This window comes from Pseudophaeobacter sp. (assembly GCF_039971195.1).
Classification (GTDB): Bacteria; Pseudomonadota; Alphaproteobacteria; order Rhodobacterales; family Rhodobacteraceae; genus Pseudophaeobacter.
On the sequence record NZ_JBDWPJ010000074.1, the window covers coordinates 19,700 to 35,017 of the forward strand.

Consider the following 15,318-nt stretch of genomic DNA (forward strand, 5'->3'; position numbering starts at 1 on the left):
GCTAACGCAGCTGCAGACAGGATAGAGCGCGACCGGCCAGATGAGCCGCAGGGGAGAATGGCATGACACATGGGTTTCGCGATGGCGCCGTAGACGGAGCGGTTGATGGCGCGGTGGACGGGGCAGTAGATGGCGCTGTCGACGGTGCCGTGGATGGCGCGGTTTCAGGTGGTGGATTTGCCCCCTATCGCTCCGCCGGATTGGCCGCTGGCCTGCCCTTTCACGAGCCACTGGGACGCAAGGGCGGGCAGCCCTTTGCCTTTCTTGGTGGTCAGGAGTTTCCCGCCGATGCCTGGTCTCCGCAGCTCGAGGTCAAGCTGATCCTGCAACGGTTTGCCAAAACCGGCTGGGACGAAGGGGATCGAGCCATTCAGGTGCAAAACCCCGATGACGGCGATCAAGCGCTGAGACGTGAGCTGCATGACATGATCAGAATGCGCAACGAAGATCGCCCGCATCGCGCAGCCGAAATTGTGGCCCAGGTTGGCAACAGCGAAGCCTATTGGTCCAATATGTTCATGATGGGCGCGGGCAACCGGCCCGCCACGCAGCGGCTGATCATCCTGGCGATGCAGGCCGGGCAGATGGTGGCGCTGCACTTCAAGCACAAGATCAGTCGCGCCCGCCCGGTGCAAGTCTGCCCGGCGCTGATGCCGCTGGTACCCACCCCGCCGCATGCTTCCTACCCCAGTGGTCACGCCACCCAGATGACCCTGATCGCCACTATCATCACCGCCCTGTTTGACGAAGGCGAGGCCCACCCGATGGCCCGCTACGCAGCGGCCCTTGCCCAGCGCATCTCTGAGAACCGGGAAATTGCCGGGGTGCATTTCCGCAGTGACACCGCTGCCGGACAACAGCTGGCCTATGATTGTTTTCATGACTTTCTGAAGCAGATGCCAGAAGTCCAGGACCTGCTGCAAGAGGCCCGCGAAGAGTGGGCCGGGATCCAGTGCAGCTTTGACCCTGCCGCCGATACCATCCCGGATCTAGAGGGCGGCAGCTCGCTCAGCAGCCGGGTCTCCAATGCGGTTTCCAACCGTTTGGCCAATGAGCTCCCGGATCTGATTGCCGCAGTGCTGAATGATCAGGCCGAGGCCAAGAAACAGGGCAGCACAGACAAATCCTTCCCGCGCGACGAAGCAAAGAAATCAAGCTAACTCCGCCCTGCTCCCACTGCCCTGCCCCTGTCCACCTGGCTGCATCGCAGGGCCCTACGCTGACCAAGGAGGCTGCCGTGTCCCCATTGCCGAATTCCGCCAGAGGCTTCTTTGCCGGCTACACCCCTGCTGAAAAGCTGGACCAGGTTTTTCGCAGCACGGGCTACTCTGAACAGGTGCACCACTGTGCCCAGCCCAAACCCGGGGGCCCAGGCAGTGATCGCGACACACCGATTGATCTGGAGACAGGCCTGTCCCTCCATTGGGACGCACGAGACCAGCGCCCGCGCGGCACCTGCACCGCCTTTGCTGTGGCCGCCTGTATCGACATCCTGCAGGCCCGGCGCGGGTTGCCACTGCAACAGCATTCGCCGGAATACCTCTATTGGCACATGCGTGCGGTTATCACCGCCGAAGAGGCCGCGGTCTTGCCCGACCATGCCCGGGGCGCAACCAAGCTGAAACAGGCCCACGAGGTTCTGGCAACCAAAGGCATCTGCAGCGAAGCCCTCGCCCCCTACCAGCTCAGCGATCTAAAATCCGGGTTGTTTTCAAAACACCCTCCCTCCGAAGCGGCAGAGGCCGAAGCCGCGCAAAACAAGTTCCTGCCGATCAAATACGAGGACTTCTTTGGTGGCAGCGTGCCCGACACCACAGCCGACTGTATTCTCGAGGAGCTGCGACAGGGCCGCCCGGTGGCACTGGGACTGCCAGTGTTCAAACTCAAAAATTCGACCAAAACCAATTGGACCTATAACGGCGCGCTGAATTCAGGGATTGTCTTTGACCCCGTCGCCCGCCCTGAACTGGTCGACAGCGACACGCGCACCTTTGGTCACTGTGTCTGCGTCACCGGGTTTCAGCCTGGCCCTGCAGAACTGGGCGGCGGCTGGTTCATCTTTCGCAACAGCTGGAACGGTCATTTTGGCAAATACCCAGGCCCGGCCCTCGCAGGCTATCCCAACATCGGGCGGCGCGGCAATGGCGCGGTGAGCCTGGACTACGTCAACGGCTACACGGTTGAATACCTCAGCCTGATCCCCGCAGACTAAAAAGCCCGCCTCTGCGCCTTGAGCATGCGCCTGTGCGGACGAGACTTAATCGCCAAGTTTGGCTTCATACTGTTTTTCGGCCTCAAAATAGTCATCAAACCCGATACGAGACTTCACCTCTTCAAAGGGCAACAATCGCTCTGCAGGAACGCCACCGGTTTTCAGCTCGCCCAGCGCGGCACTCATCGCCTTCATCGCCGCCGAAATCAGGGTGATCGGGTAGGCTGCGATCTTGAACCCCAGCTGCTGTAGCTCTGCCGGAGAGAGGTTGGGCGTCAGCCCGCCCTCAATAATATTGGCCATCTTTGGGCCTGGGAGTTCGGTGCAGATCCGCTGCATTTCCTCCGCATTGCGGGGCGCCTCGACAAAAAGAATATCAGCCCCAAGCGCGTAGAATTCTTTGGCGCGGGCAATGGCCTCATCCAGCCCATGGTCATGACGCGCATCGGTTCGGGCCAGGATCAGGATATCGGCGCCCTCCTTGCGGGCGTCCACAGCGGCACGGATACGGTCAAAGGCTTCGGCCCGGGTGACCACCGATTTGCCCGCAGTATGGCCGCAGCGCTTTGGCGCTACCTGATCCTCGATCATCACGGCTGCAAATCCGGCCTTGGCAAAGCCTTTGACCGTGCGTTTGATGTTCAGCGCATTGCCATAGCCTGTGTCCCCATCGCCGATCACTGGAATGCCAACCGCATCGCAAATGTTACGCCCCTGGTCGATCACCTCGCCATAGGACATCAGCCCGGTGTCCGGCATCCCCAGACGGGCGGCGGAGGTGGCAAAGCCCGACATGAAGGTCAGCGGGAAATCCTCCTGTTCGATCAGCTTGGCCGACAGCGGATCAAAGCAGCAGGGCATGACAATGATCTCATCGCCGTGAAGCAATTTCCGCAACCTGTCCGCAGATGAAGCACCCATGGTATTTCCTTTTATTTTCAATTCTCTACCCCTGTCAGCCCCCGTCCCAAACGATCGCTAAAACAGCTTATAGGGGATAAACAGCGCCAGATCCTGCCAGAACCAAAGGAGCGCGGCCATGCCCAGCATCATCAGGGCAAAGGGCCAGGCGCCCTGCACCACGCTTTCCAACCGGGCCTTGCCCACCGCCTGAATGACAAAGAGGTTGAGGCCGACAGGCGGAGTGATCAGCGCCGCTTCGATCAAGACCACAAAGAAGATGCCAAACCAGATCGGGTCGATGTTCATCGCTTGCAGGGCGGGAAACAGAACCGGTACCATGATCAGCATCATCGACAGGGATTCCAAAAAGAAGCCAATGATCAGCAGCACCAATCCCACCGCCAGAATGAACATGGTCGGGTCCGAGATGTTGTTGATCAGATAGCCGCTGATGGTCTGCGGGATCAGGTAGAGTGTGATGGCATAAGAAAACACCTTGGCCCCGGCAACGATGATAAAGATCATCGCGGTGGTCTTAAGGGAATCCTCCACTGCCTCTTTCAGCTTGGTCCAGTTCATCCGGCCCATCAGAAAGGTCATCATGATGGCAATCACAAAGCCAACCCCGGCACTTTCCGATGGGGTGGCGATGCCGGCATAGATCGAGCCGATAATAGCAAGGGCCAGAACCACGGTAGGCAGCGCATAAAAGGTGGCGCGGGCACGCTCGTTCCAGTTGGCTTTTTCCAGAGGAGCTGCTGCCCCCATGCGGCTGTAGAACATCGCGTAGACAATAAAGATGCTGGCCATCAGCAGCCCCGGACCGATGCCTGCCAGAAACAGCGTCGGGATCGAGGTCTCAGTAATCACCCCATAGATGATCAGTGGAATCGACGGCGGGATCAGGATGCCGAGGGTTCCACCAGCAGCAAGCTGGCCCAAAATGAACGGCTCGTCATAGCCACGCTGCTTCATCTCGGGGATGGCAACGGTACCAATGGTTGCTGCGGTGGCCACAGAAGAACCGGAAATGGCCGAAAACAGAGTGCAGCTCATTATGGTAGCAACCCCTAAGCCGCCGGGCCAATGCCCCACCCAGGCCTGCACACTGGCAAAGAGATCGCGCCCAACGCCGCCCTTGAGCAGCACATTGGACATCAAAAGAAACAGCGGCACTGCCAAAAGTTCAAAACTGTCCATGGTGCCAAACAGGCGCTGCGGCAGTGCGATCAGCGGCAACCCCTTGAGCCAGAGCAGCACCGCCCCCAAGGCTCCCATCGCAAAAGCCACCGGCACACGCAGCAAAAGCAAGCCAACAAGGCTGCCAAGAATAAGCAGAGTTTCCATATCAGTGTACCAGTTCAGTGGACGAGTGTTTGCTTGGGCAGATCCTGCGGATCCCAAGTCCAGATTTTGATGATTTCCGCCAGGGACTGTAGCGCCATGATGCCAAAGCCAACCCAGATCGCGGATTGCACAAAGACCTTTGGCACCGCCAGATAGCTATCCGTGGTATGCCCCGCGAGGGTCGACTTCCACCAGATAATCAGCCCGTAATTCACCGTGATCAAACAGAAAAAGATGATCACCAGCATGGCAAAACTGTCCGCGAGTTTGCGGTTAAGGGCATTGGGATTGCGGAAGGTGATATCAATGATGATATGGGCCTTGTGTTTCAAAACATAGGCAATGGCCAGGTAGGCGGCCCAGACCTGAAAGATGCGGCTGACCTCATCCACCCAGATGGTGGGAGAGTTCAACACATAGCGCATAAAGACCTCAAAGGAGACAATGATGCCGGTGGTAAAGAACATCCAGGCTGCGATCTTTCCGGTGACTTCAGACACCTGATCCATCACCCGGACATAGGATTGAATTAGCGACGCCATCTTGCCCCCTCAAGCGACAAATCGCGGCCCCTCTTGCAGGAGCCGCGACCTTGGTTTTCTTGTTGTTTAGTTGGCGGCGGCGCGTACAGCGGCCACAGCAGCGGCACCAGCATCGGCGGTTTCGGCAACAAAGCGGTCAATGACGCCGGATGTTGCGGCAACCCATTCGGCCCGCTCTGCATCGCTCAGCTCCACCACGGTCATTTTGCTGCTCACCTCGGCCACGGCTTCGGCTTCTTGCGCATAGATGGCATCGCGCAACTGCGCTTCTACGATCGCCGCAGAGTCCATGATGATCGCCTGATGCTCTGCCGACAGTCCTTCAAAGAAGTCATTGTTCATTACCGCGACAAATTCGATGGCACTGTCATAGGACAGCGTGACGTGATCCATCACCTCATAAAGCTTGCGCGAACGCACCGCCGAGGCACCGGTCATGCCGACATCTACGGCCCCCTGCTGATAGGCCAGAAACTGCTTGGAGCCCGACATCAGCGTTGGCGCACCCCCTAGGGCCTCCACGGTCCAGCCATGCACTTTGCCATAGGTCCGTACCTTTTGGTTGGCCATATCTGCAGGTACCCGGATCGCATTGTCGTTGGAGAGGTAGATATTGCGACCAAAAGCCTGCCACCAGAGAACCTTGGCATTGGTTTCTTTCAGGATTGCCGCATCAAGCCCAGTGCGCAGCTCAGAACCCGAAGCTACGGCAGTGCGCAGATGCGCCTCATCCTCAAAGATGAAGGGAATGGCGACAACATCGACAGCTGGAACCGCACCGGTGAAGCGCCCCAGAAAAGCCGTTCCGGCCTCGACCGCGCCAGTTCCGACCGCCTCTGGCACTTCTTTGTCCTTGAAAAGTTGCGCAGAATCAAAAAGTTGCAGCGTCAGCTCGCCGCCTGACTTTTCTTCAATCAAGGCTTGGAAATCCAGCCAGTTTTGCCCCAAGGAATGGGTTTTGGGCAGCTGCAACGTCACCCGGATCACGGTTTCCGCCTGCACGGCAGCCGCCGAGAGCATCACGGATCCGGCACAAAGCGCCCCCACTAGAAACTTACGCATGTTTTTCCTCCTTGATTAATGGGGCAATTCCTGCCCAATTTTTGATCTAGAGTTGCGCGAAGCATAATTATTTGTCAAGTTACCTAGGTAACCAAATGCATTCAGACTGCCGGTGAAGCCAATATGGACGAGAAGTTAAACGGGATGACCTCAGGCGAAATGATCCTCGCCGCGATCTTTTCACTCTCCCAGAAAATCATGATGCTCTACTCCAAGGCCGTACTGCGCGAGACCGGTCTGAACTGGCAGGACTGGCGCATTCTGCGGGCCGTTGTCTCTATGCAATCTTGCCGGGCGCAGGATATTTGCGAAGAAAGCGGCATCAAAAAATCACACGTCAGCAATGGCTTGGCCAGGCTGGAAGAATACGGTCACATTTCGCGGGTTACGAATGAGGGCGACAAACGCAGCCGCATTGTGGTGTCAACGCAGCAAGGTCAGAACCTTGTCGCACGGGCAGAGCCCAAGCTGCAGGAGTTTGAAACCCAGCTCACCAATCAGCCCGATGTCGGCGACCCGGACGCCTTGCTCACCAGCCTGCGCTCCTACAAGGATGAGCTGGGGCGATTGCTCGAGGATGATGCCCCGGCGCGCACCTCCCAGAAGTAGTGCCGGGGTGCAAAGGCCCAAAGAACCCGGGGTGTTTAGGAAATCTGCCGTGCCTTTCCTTCCCAATAGGGTTTGCGCAGCTCGGTCTTCAGCACCTTGTTGGCCCCCGACAGCGGGAAGGCCTCGCTGCGATACTCGATGCTGCGCGGGCATTTGTAGCCGGCAATGAGCTTATGACAATGCGCCTGCAGCTCTTCACTGGTGACCTCGGCATCCGGGTGCAGGATCACCAGCGCGTGTACGCTTTCGCCCCATTGCTCGCTTGGGATGCCAATCACCGCGCTGGTGGCAACCGCCGGGTGCTGGCCCAGCGCGTTTTCGACCTCGGCTGAGTACACATTTTCGCCCCCGGACACGATCATATCCTTTACCCGGTCCATCAGGAACACAAAACCATCCTGATCCATATAGCCGGCATCCCCCGTCATTACCCAGCCATCAATGATTGTCTCGGCAGTCACTTCGGGTTTGTTCCAATAACCCAGCATGGTGATCGGGCCCTTAACCGCAATCTGGCCAACCTCGCCGCTGGGCAAAGGCTGATGATCCTCATCCACAATACGGATCTCACAGACCCGCGTGGCCCGCCCGGCAGAGCGCAGCTTGCCTGCCTTGGGACCTTCAAAAACATGGTAGTCCGTAGGCAGAATGGTCGCTACGGGGCTCAGCTCTGTCTGGCCAAAGGCTTGCAGGAAAGAGACATTGGGGAATTTCTCAAAGGCCTCTTTCAGAACCGCTTCGGTGATGGGCGAGGCGCCATAAGCAATCTGTTTCAGCGAAGAAATATCGGTGCTCGCCAGCTTGTCGCTGTTCAGGATCATCTGCAGCATCACCGGCACCAACAGGGTCTGATCCGGGCGGTGTTTTTCAATCGCCTCCAATGTTGCATCTGGAGTGAAGGCCGGAATGACCACATGGGTACCGGCCATAAAGGTCAGGGCGCTGAACCAGATCAGATCGGCGATGTGAAACATCGGCGCTGCATGCAGATAGATCGTGCCATCCTGCATATTGATGTCATGGGCATTAGCCACGCCGCCGACATAGAAATTGGTATGCGACAGCATCACCCCTTTGGGAAAACCGGTGGTGCCACCCGTGTAGAACACCCCCGCCAGATCATCGCCGCTACGTCCTGCATCCGGGGCCGGATCTGATGCCGCGATCAGTTCCTCGTAGTTGAGCATGCCCTTGGGCGCGGTCTCATCCCCGGCGTAGATCAGAGTGTCCAGACCTGAGACCTGTGGTTTGATCTCCACCGCCAGGTCTTTGAAAGTCTCGTCACAGATCAAGATCTTGGCGCCTGCATCATTCAGCGCATAGGCGCATTCAGCAGCGCTCCAACGGATGTTCATCGGCATCATTGCGCCACCGCCCCAGACCACGGCGAAATAGTATTCGATAAACCGATCAGAGTTCAGCGAAACCAGGGCCACACGGTCTCCGGGCTCCATGCCCAGCCCTTGCAGAGCGCCTGCCAAACGGGCAACCCGGTCCAGCATCTGGCTCCAGCTTTGCTGACGGTCCTGATAGATGGTGGCAATCCCATTGGGATTGATCTGTGCGGCGCGTTTGATCATGGATGTGATCTGCATTTTGCGACCCCTCGGTTTTCTGTGATGCTATTTTTCCGCCAGACTGTGGCGCGGCAGGCGGTCAAGTCAACGCTCTGGCTGCTTTGAGATTTCGGATTTTGGAAGTGACGGCACGTCCTTTGCACAACCCCGCGCAACTGTCGCATGCTGACGGCTGAGCCGTGCCAAAGCCCAGGGGAAGTGACGTGAAAACCATCTCAGCAGAAACCGCCGCCATCGTGTCTGAAATCCGGGTGAACCTTGGCGACGAGGTCGCAGCAGGCAGCGTTTTGCTGGTCACCGAGCTGATGAAAATGCAGCATGACATTCGCGCGCCGGAAAGCGGCGTGGTGCGCTCCTTGCATGTAAAAGCCGGGGATGAGCTGCGCGGCGGCGAGCCCTTGGTGTCGCTGGAGCCGGCAGAGATCGCCCCGCAGGCCCAACCAAAGCAGGTGGGACAACGCGCCGATTTCAGCACCTATGAGGCGCGGATGCAGTTGCTGGAGGACAGCAGCCGGTCCGTGGCCGTCGCCAAACGCCACAAGATGGGCTCCCGCACCGCGCGGGAAAACATCAATGATCTGTTTGATGCTGGCTCCTTTACCGAATACGGCGCTCTGGCCCTGGCGGCCCAGCGCAGCAGGCGTCCCCTGGAAGAGCTGCAGGCCCGCACCCAGGGCGATGGTATCATCTGCGGCACTGGCACCGTAGGCGGACGGCCCGTTGCCGCCATGGCGGTGGACTACATGGTGCTGGCAGGCACCCAGGGCTATAATCACCACCGCAAGATGGACCGGTTGATTGAACTGGCTGGCCGCGACGGCTTGCCTATTGTTCTCTTTGCTGAGGGCGGCGGCGGGCGGCCAAATGACTATGACGTGGCCGCGTTGATGACCGCAGGGCTGAATACCCCATCTTTTCGCCAGTTCGCCGCCCATAAAGGCCCCAAGATCGGCATCGTTTCAGGCCTATGCTTTGCCGGCAATGCGGCGCTCTTTGGCGTCTGCGATATCCGCATTGCCACGCAGAACAGCTGGATCGGCATGGGTGGCCCGGCGATGATCGAAGGCGGCGGGCTTGGCACGGTCAAAGCACAGGACATCGGCCCCTCGGAGACCCAGGTCGCCAATGGGGTCATTGACCTGCTGACCAAAGATGAGGCCGAAGCTGTTGCGGCGGCCAAAGGCCTGCTTACCCTGCCCCATTCCGCGCCCAGTGAAGGAGCTGAAGACACGAGCGACGCCCTGCGCGCCGTTGTGCCAACAGACCGTACCCGCGCCTATGACATGCGCGCAGCCATAGCTGGTCTGGCCGATCCAGATAGCTTTCTTGAGCTGCGCCGTGGATTTGGTCCGGGCATGATCACCGGCTTTGTCAAAATCAAAGGCCAGAGCCTTGGACTGCTGGCGAATAATCCGCTGCATATTGGCGGCGCCATTGATGCCACGGCTGGCGACAAGGGCGCGCGGTTCCTGCAGCTTTGTGATGCCTGGGGGCTGCCTGTTGTGACCCTCTGCGACACCCCAGGATTTATGGTCGGGCCAGAAATTGAGAAAACCGGCCAGGTGGCGCATATCTCGCGGCTGTTCCTAGCCGGGGCGCATTTCTCCCAGCCTCTGATCACCGTCATCCTGCGCAAAGCCTATGGGCTGGGAGCCATGGCCATGGCCGGGGGCGGTTTTGACCGGCCGCACTATTGCTGCGCCTGGCCCTCGGGAGAGGTGGGTGCAATGGGGCTGGAAGGGGCTGTGAAACTGGGGCATCGTGATCGCCTTGCCGCTATTGCGGACCCGGCAGAGCGCGAGGCGGAATATCAGAGATTGGTAGCCCAGCTTTATGAGAACGGCTCAGCCTTGAATGCCGCCAGCCTGCTCGAGTTTGACGCGGTGATTGACCCCGGCGAGACCCGTAGCGAGATCCTCCGCGCCCTGGCCACGGCAGGCCCTTGCCGCCCCAACGGGCGTTATGTCGACGCTTGGTAGTAAGCCCTCAGATTCCCCCCTGAAAGCAAACAACCCCCCTGAAACAGGAGGGCTGTTTTTGTATGTGAGAGCGAAACGAGACGCGGCAGAAAAAGCCGCTCGCGAAAAGCCTGGTTTTAGAAATGAGCCGACTTGGTTGTCGACGGAACGGCCAGCGGGGGCGCGAACTTGGTCAGATCGATGCCCTCAACGGCGGCTTTGTATTCCTCCAGCGTGGGCGTACGGCCCAGAACAGCAGCGAGAACGACAACCGGAGTAGAGGCCAGCAGCGATTCACCCTTCTTCTCGGCAGTGTCGCCCACAACGCGGCCCTGGAACAGGCGGGTCGAGGTTGCCAGAACCGTGTCGCCCTTGGCGGCTTTTTCCTGGTTGCCCATGCAGAGGTTACAGCCGGGACGTTCGAGGTAGAGAATATTCTGATACTCGGTCCGGGCCTGGGTTTTGGGGAACAGATCGTCAAAAGTGAAGCCGGAGTATTTCTCCAGGATCTCCCAATCGCCCTCTTCCTTCAGCTCATCGATGATGTTGTAGGTCGGGGCTGCGACAACCAGAGGCGCGTTGAACTCAACCTTGCCCATTGTCTTCTCAAGGTTCTTGAGCATCTGCGCCACGATCTTCATATCGCCCTTGTGCACCATGCAGGAGCCCACAAAGCCGAGATCCACGTGCTTGTCGCCGCCATAGTAGGTTACCGGGCGAATGGTGTCGTGGGTATAGCGTTTGGAAACATCGTCGTTGTTAACATCCGGATCCGCAATCATCGGCTCATCAATCGCGCCCAGGTCGACGACAACATCGGCAAAATAATTGGCGTTGTCATCTGGGGTCAGGGCAGGGTTTTTACCCGATTTGATATCCGCGATACGCGCGTCCGCCTTGTCAACCAGCCCCTGCAGCAGCTGGGCTTTGTTGTCCATTCCCTTTTCGATCATGATCTGAATGCGGCCCTTGGCCAGCTCGAGCGAGCCGATCAGGGTCTCATCATTGGAGATACAGATCGAGGCCTTGGCCTTCATCTCGGCGGTCCAGTCGGTGAAGGTAAAGGCCTGGTCGGCCAGCAAAGTACCGATGTGGACTTCGATGATACGCCCCTGGAAGACGTTGTCGCCATGCTGGTCCAGCATCTGCGCCTGGGTGGCGTGGACCACGTCACGGAAGTCGAGATGCTCGGCCATTTTGCCCTTGAAGGTCACCTTGACCGATTCAGGGATTGGCATCGAAGCCTCACCTGTGGCCAGGGCCAGGGCAACGGTGCCGGAGTCGGCGCCAAAAGCCACGCCCTTGGACATCCGGGTGTGGCTGTCGCCGCCAATGATCACGTCCCAATCATCCACGGTGATATCGTTCAGCACCTTGTGGATCACGTCGGTCATGGCGTGATACTGATCCTTAGGATCCCGCGCAGTAATCAGACCAAAGTCATTCATGAATTTCATCAGCTTGGGAATATTGGCCTGCGCCTTCTTGTCCCAAACGGATGCGGTGTGACAGCCAGACTGATAGCCAACGTCCACGGAGGGCGAGATCACGGTGGCCGCCATGGCCTCCAACTCCTGCGCCGTCATTGGGCCGGTGGTATCCTGCGAGCCCACCACGTTCACTTTGACGCGCACGTCGGAACCGGCGTGCAGGGTGGCGCCGGGGGTGGTGCCCAGAGCGTTGCGGTTGAAGATCTTTTCAACGGCGGTCAGGCCCTGGCCCTCGGCGGTGATCTCCTTGGAAGGAGCATAGGCCGACTCCAGCTCTTGACCCAGCGCACCGGCGGCAAATGTCTGCAGTTTCTTGCCAAAGACCACGGCGTAGGAACCGCCGGCCTTCATGAACTCCATCTTTTGCGGGGTGAAGGCAGCAGCAACGCTCTTCAGCTCTTTACCATCCGCGTCATGCAGGGTCTTGGTTTTGGAGTTGATGGTCAGCACGGTGCCGGTGGCCACGGAATAGGCCTCTTCCAGGATCGCTTCGCCATCTTCGTCTTCCATGACGTTGCCGTCCGCGTCCAGCTTTTTGACCCAGTTGTCCAGATCGATGCCGATACCGCCGGTCACGCCCACGGTGGTCAGGAAGATCGGCGAAATGCCATTTGTACCAGCCACGACGGGGGCAATGTTGATGAAGGGCACATAGGGAGAGGCTTTTTTGCCGGTCCAGAGCGCCACGTTGTTAACGCCGGACATCCGGCTGGAACCCACACCCATGGTGCCCTTTTCAGCGATCAGCATGACGCGGGCATCGGGGTGCTGTTTCTGTAGCTCCTGGATTTCCACCTGCGCCTCAGGGGAACACATGCATTTGCCGTGCAGCTCGCGGTCAGCGCGCGAATGCGCCTCGGCACCGGGGCTCAGCAGGTCGGTGGAGATATCACCGATACCGGCGATATAGGTCACCACTTTGATTTCTTCTTCGACCTCGGGAAGCTTGGTGAAGAATTCGGCCTGGGCATAGCTTTCCAGGATTTCCTTGGCCACGGCATTGCCTGCGGCAAGGGCAGCGGCGAGACGGTCAGTGTCCGCTTCATAAAGGAAAACCTGGGTTTTCAGCACTTCAGCCGCCTGCCCGGAAACCTCCGCGTCATCGCCCAGCGCCAGATCCAGCAGAACTTCAACCGAAGGACCGCCCTTCATGTGCGACAAGAGCTCAAAGGCAAAGGTCGGGGTGATTTCCGCAACCTCTGTCTGGCCCAGAATGATCTCTTTCAGGAAGACTGCCTTTTCACCGGCGGCGCTGGTGGTGCCTGGCAGTGTGTTGTAGATAAAGAAGTTGAGCGCGCCTTCGCGGTGCTCATTGCCACTGTCTTTGATCAGCGCGATGAGTTCCTTGACTAGCGCCGCATCATCGATGGGCTTGGGGTTCAAATCCTGCTCTTTACGAGTGGCGATCTCTTTTAGGTAGTCGGTATACAGGCTCATGACGAATCCAACAGTTTGGGGCTAGAGAAAAGGTCAAACCCCGGGTCAAAGACACCTCTGTCTCTCCGGGGCTTTCATTCGTTGTATGCCGATGTATACCATGCGGACCCGAGTTGCAAGAAGCCAGACCGCGATATCCCTAACACTTTACAGAGTTGTGACTGCTGCGTGGTCTTCCGGCTCGCGCCTTAAAGGTCATGGTGTGCATCGGCACCGGTAAAGACAATGCGTACAAAGACCTTACATTCAGTTTGCTCTCGAAGGAAGTGGCAAGACAATCTGACGCGTGGTGAGATTTCAAAAATAACATGCCTATTAAATGTGCAATTTAAATGACCATTTGCCGCACCCCGATTAAAAAATCAACCTTAAAACCTTAAAAAAGTAACGCTACCTTAAAGTGTGTTTCTATAATGAATTAACGAATGCAATTATCAAATGAATGAAGGTAACGATGTCACTCCGATCTCAAATACTGGCCCTGATCGCCATCCCGCTAATAGCCCTGATTGCACTTGGCGGCCTCAGGGGATTGAACGATTGGCAAAACCTTCAGAGTGCAAACGCCACTCAGACTTCGGTTTCAGACTCCGTAGGCCTTATTACACTTGTGCACCACCTCCAGGTTGAAAGAGGTCAATCCGCAGCCTTTCTTGCCTCCCAAGGCAAGAATTTTTCTGCAGAACTGCCAAAGACCAGAACAATTGTCGACGAGGCTTTTGATGCGGTCTCGGAGACCGACAAAGCTAAATTGGAAGCCCTGCAAAACCTGCAGGTATTCCGTACAAAAGTTAGCAATCAAAACATCACCCTAGGGGAAATGGCCGGCTATTACACCGGCACAATAAACACAGCTCTAGATTTGGTCAGCAAAAGTCTGCTTTCAAACAACAATTCCGAATTGGCCCAAATTGGCGCCGGTCTAATGGCCCTTTCCTATGCAAAGGAATCTGCCGGCCTGCAACGTGCGGCCGGGGCCACAGGGTTTGGCCAGGGAAGCTTTACTCTGCCGGTCTATCAAAAGTTCCTGTCAACCGGTGCCGCCGAGACAAAGCTGTTGGTGCTGTCTCTCTTGTCTCTGGAAACGCATTTTCCGGAGCTGGACCTGGCAACTGCACTGCAAAAAACGGGGCTGCAGGATATCCGCCAGTTGGTCACAAATGCAGGACCGGAGGCAACCCTGACAGAGCTCACCGCGCCGCAATGGTTCAAATTGGCAACCAGCTGGATCACTCATTTGCGGGGCGTCGAGGATGAAATCACTGCCAGAATGATCAAAGTGGCCCAGACCGAAGCAAGCCTGGCCAACCAAGGCCTGTTGTTCACCGCCATCGGCGTCGCCTTTGCGATCCTGGCCAGTGCCTTTATCGGCTTGCAACTGATTCTGGCCTTCACCAAACAGTTTGGCTCCCTGCAAAAGGACCTCAATCGTCTGTCCCGCAAGGATTTCGATTTCAAACCTGCGAACCTGAACAGCAAGAACGAAGTTGGTCAGTTGAGCAAAGCCATGGAGGTCACTCGTGTGGCCCTGTTTGAAGCCGAGCAGAAACTGGCTGAAATCGAACAGAACAGAATTGCCGACCGAGGCGCCGTGGTGGGCAAGCTGGATCAACATCTGAGCCAACTGGCCGCCCGCGATCTGGATTGCGAAATCAGCGAGGCCTTCCCGGAAGAATATGAGGCCCTGCGGGCCAGCTTCAACTCTACCCTGTCGACCTTGAAAAACACCATTACCGAGGTGATTAGCGCAACTGACAGCATCACCAATGGCGCGGCAGAGGTGAGCCAATCGGCAGATGACCTGTCCCATCGCACCGAAAGCCAGGCGCCAACACTGGAGCAAACTGCCGCCGCGCTGGACCAAATGACCGCCTCGGTAAAATCTGCAGCCGACGGTGCCAAGAACGTGGAACAGGCCATGTCAGGCGCTCGTTCCGAAGCTGAGACCAGCGGCAAGGTCGTCCAGAATGCCGTCGCAGCCATGACTGAAATCGAAGAGTCTTCCAGCAAGATCTCGCAGATTATCAGTGTGATTGATGACATTGCCTTTCAGACCAACCTGCTGGCGCTCAATGCCGGGGTCGAGGCGGCCCGGGCTGGCGAAGCCGGACGTGGCTTTGCGGTTGTGGCCTCCGAGGTCCGTGGCTTGGCGCAGCGCTCTGCCGATGCGGCGACAGAGAT

Annotated in this window: 11 protein-coding genes; 5 read left to right on the forward strand and 6 right to left on the reverse strand. The window is 57.8% G+C overall.

The features are described 5' to 3' along the window. Nucleotides 1–62: 62 nt before the first annotated feature. Together ABJP42_RS06475 and ABJP42_RS06480 are read left to right on the forward strand one after the other, a co-directional pair. Nucleotides 63–1,160, forward strand: coding sequence for a phosphatase PAP2 family protein (locus tag ABJP42_RS06475; RefSeq protein ID WP_348339458.1), 1,098 nt, complete (start codon nucleotides 63–65; stop codon nucleotides 1,158–1,160). A gap of 77 nt (nucleotides 1,161–1,237) precedes the next feature. Beyond that, on the forward strand, nucleotides 1,238–2,212 hold the full coding sequence (locus ABJP42_RS06480) for a C1 family peptidase (RefSeq protein WP_348339460.1): 975 nt from the start codon (nucleotides 1,238–1,240) through the stop codon (nucleotides 2,210–2,212). Nucleotides 2,213–2,257: 45 nt separating this feature from the next. On the opposite strand, the gene ABJP42_RS06485 is transcribed toward ABJP42_RS06480, so the two are convergent. From ABJP42_RS06485 to dctP, 4 genes are all read right to left on the reverse strand, one after another. Further along, complete coding sequence (locus ABJP42_RS06485) at nucleotides 2,258–3,133, reverse strand: isocitrate lyase/PEP mutase family protein (protein WP_348339462.1); 876 nt, start codon at nucleotides 3,131–3,133, stop codon at nucleotides 2,258–2,260. Between the two features lie 57 nt (nucleotides 3,134–3,190). Then, nucleotides 3,191–4,462 carry a TRAP transporter large permease gene (locus ABJP42_RS06490; protein ID WP_348339464.1) on the reverse strand — a complete coding sequence of 424 codons (1,272 nt, stop codon included), beginning with the start codon at nucleotides 4,460–4,462 and terminating at the stop codon, nucleotides 3,191–3,193. A gap of 14 nt (nucleotides 4,463–4,476) precedes the next feature. Next, nucleotides 4,477–5,004, reverse strand: coding sequence for a TRAP transporter small permease subunit (locus ABJP42_RS06495; RefSeq protein ID WP_348339466.1), 528 nt, complete (start codon nucleotides 5,002–5,004; stop codon nucleotides 4,477–4,479). Nucleotides 5,005–5,070: 66 nt separating this feature from the next. Continuing rightward, entirely contained in the window at nucleotides 5,071–6,066 is a 996-nt protein-coding gene (gene dctP, locus ABJP42_RS06500) for a TRAP transporter substrate-binding protein DctP (RefSeq protein WP_348339468.1), read from the reverse strand. Between the two features lie 123 nt (nucleotides 6,067–6,189). On the opposite strand from dctP, the gene ABJP42_RS06505 reads away from it, so the two are divergent. After that, the gene (locus ABJP42_RS06505; protein WP_348339470.1) at nucleotides 6,190–6,675 is read left to right on the forward strand and encodes a MarR family winged helix-turn-helix transcriptional regulator; all 486 of its coding nucleotides are present in this window, start codon (nucleotides 6,190–6,192) and stop codon (nucleotides 6,673–6,675) included. A gap of 35 nt (nucleotides 6,676–6,710) precedes the next feature. Here ABJP42_RS06505 and ABJP42_RS06510 read toward each other — a convergent pair whose 3' ends face one another. Then, on the reverse strand, nucleotides 6,711–8,270 hold the full coding sequence (locus ABJP42_RS06510; RefSeq protein WP_348339472.1) for a long-chain-fatty-acid--CoA ligase: 1,560 nt from the start codon (nucleotides 8,268–8,270) through the stop codon (nucleotides 6,711–6,713). A 185-nt stretch (nucleotides 8,271–8,455) separates the two neighbouring features. Between ABJP42_RS06510 and ABJP42_RS06515 the strand changes: the two genes are divergently transcribed. Further along, entirely contained in the window at nucleotides 8,456–10,231 is a 1,776-nt protein-coding gene (locus tag ABJP42_RS06515; protein ID WP_348339474.1) for a carboxyl transferase domain-containing protein, read from the forward strand. Nucleotides 10,232–10,347: 116 nt separating this feature from the next. Here ABJP42_RS06515 and ABJP42_RS06520 read toward each other — a convergent pair whose 3' ends face one another. Then, a complete protein-coding gene (locus ABJP42_RS06520) occupies nucleotides 10,348–13,137 on the reverse strand; it encodes a bifunctional aconitate hydratase 2/2-methylisocitrate dehydratase (RefSeq protein ID WP_348339476.1) in 2,790 nt (929 codons plus the stop codon). Nucleotides 13,138–13,591: 454 nt separating this feature from the next. Between ABJP42_RS06520 and ABJP42_RS06525 the strand changes: the two genes are divergently transcribed. Continuing rightward, nucleotides 13,592–15,318 (forward strand): methyl-accepting chemotaxis protein (locus ABJP42_RS06525; protein ID WP_348339477.1); only part of this gene is annotated, 1,727 nt, incomplete at its 3' end.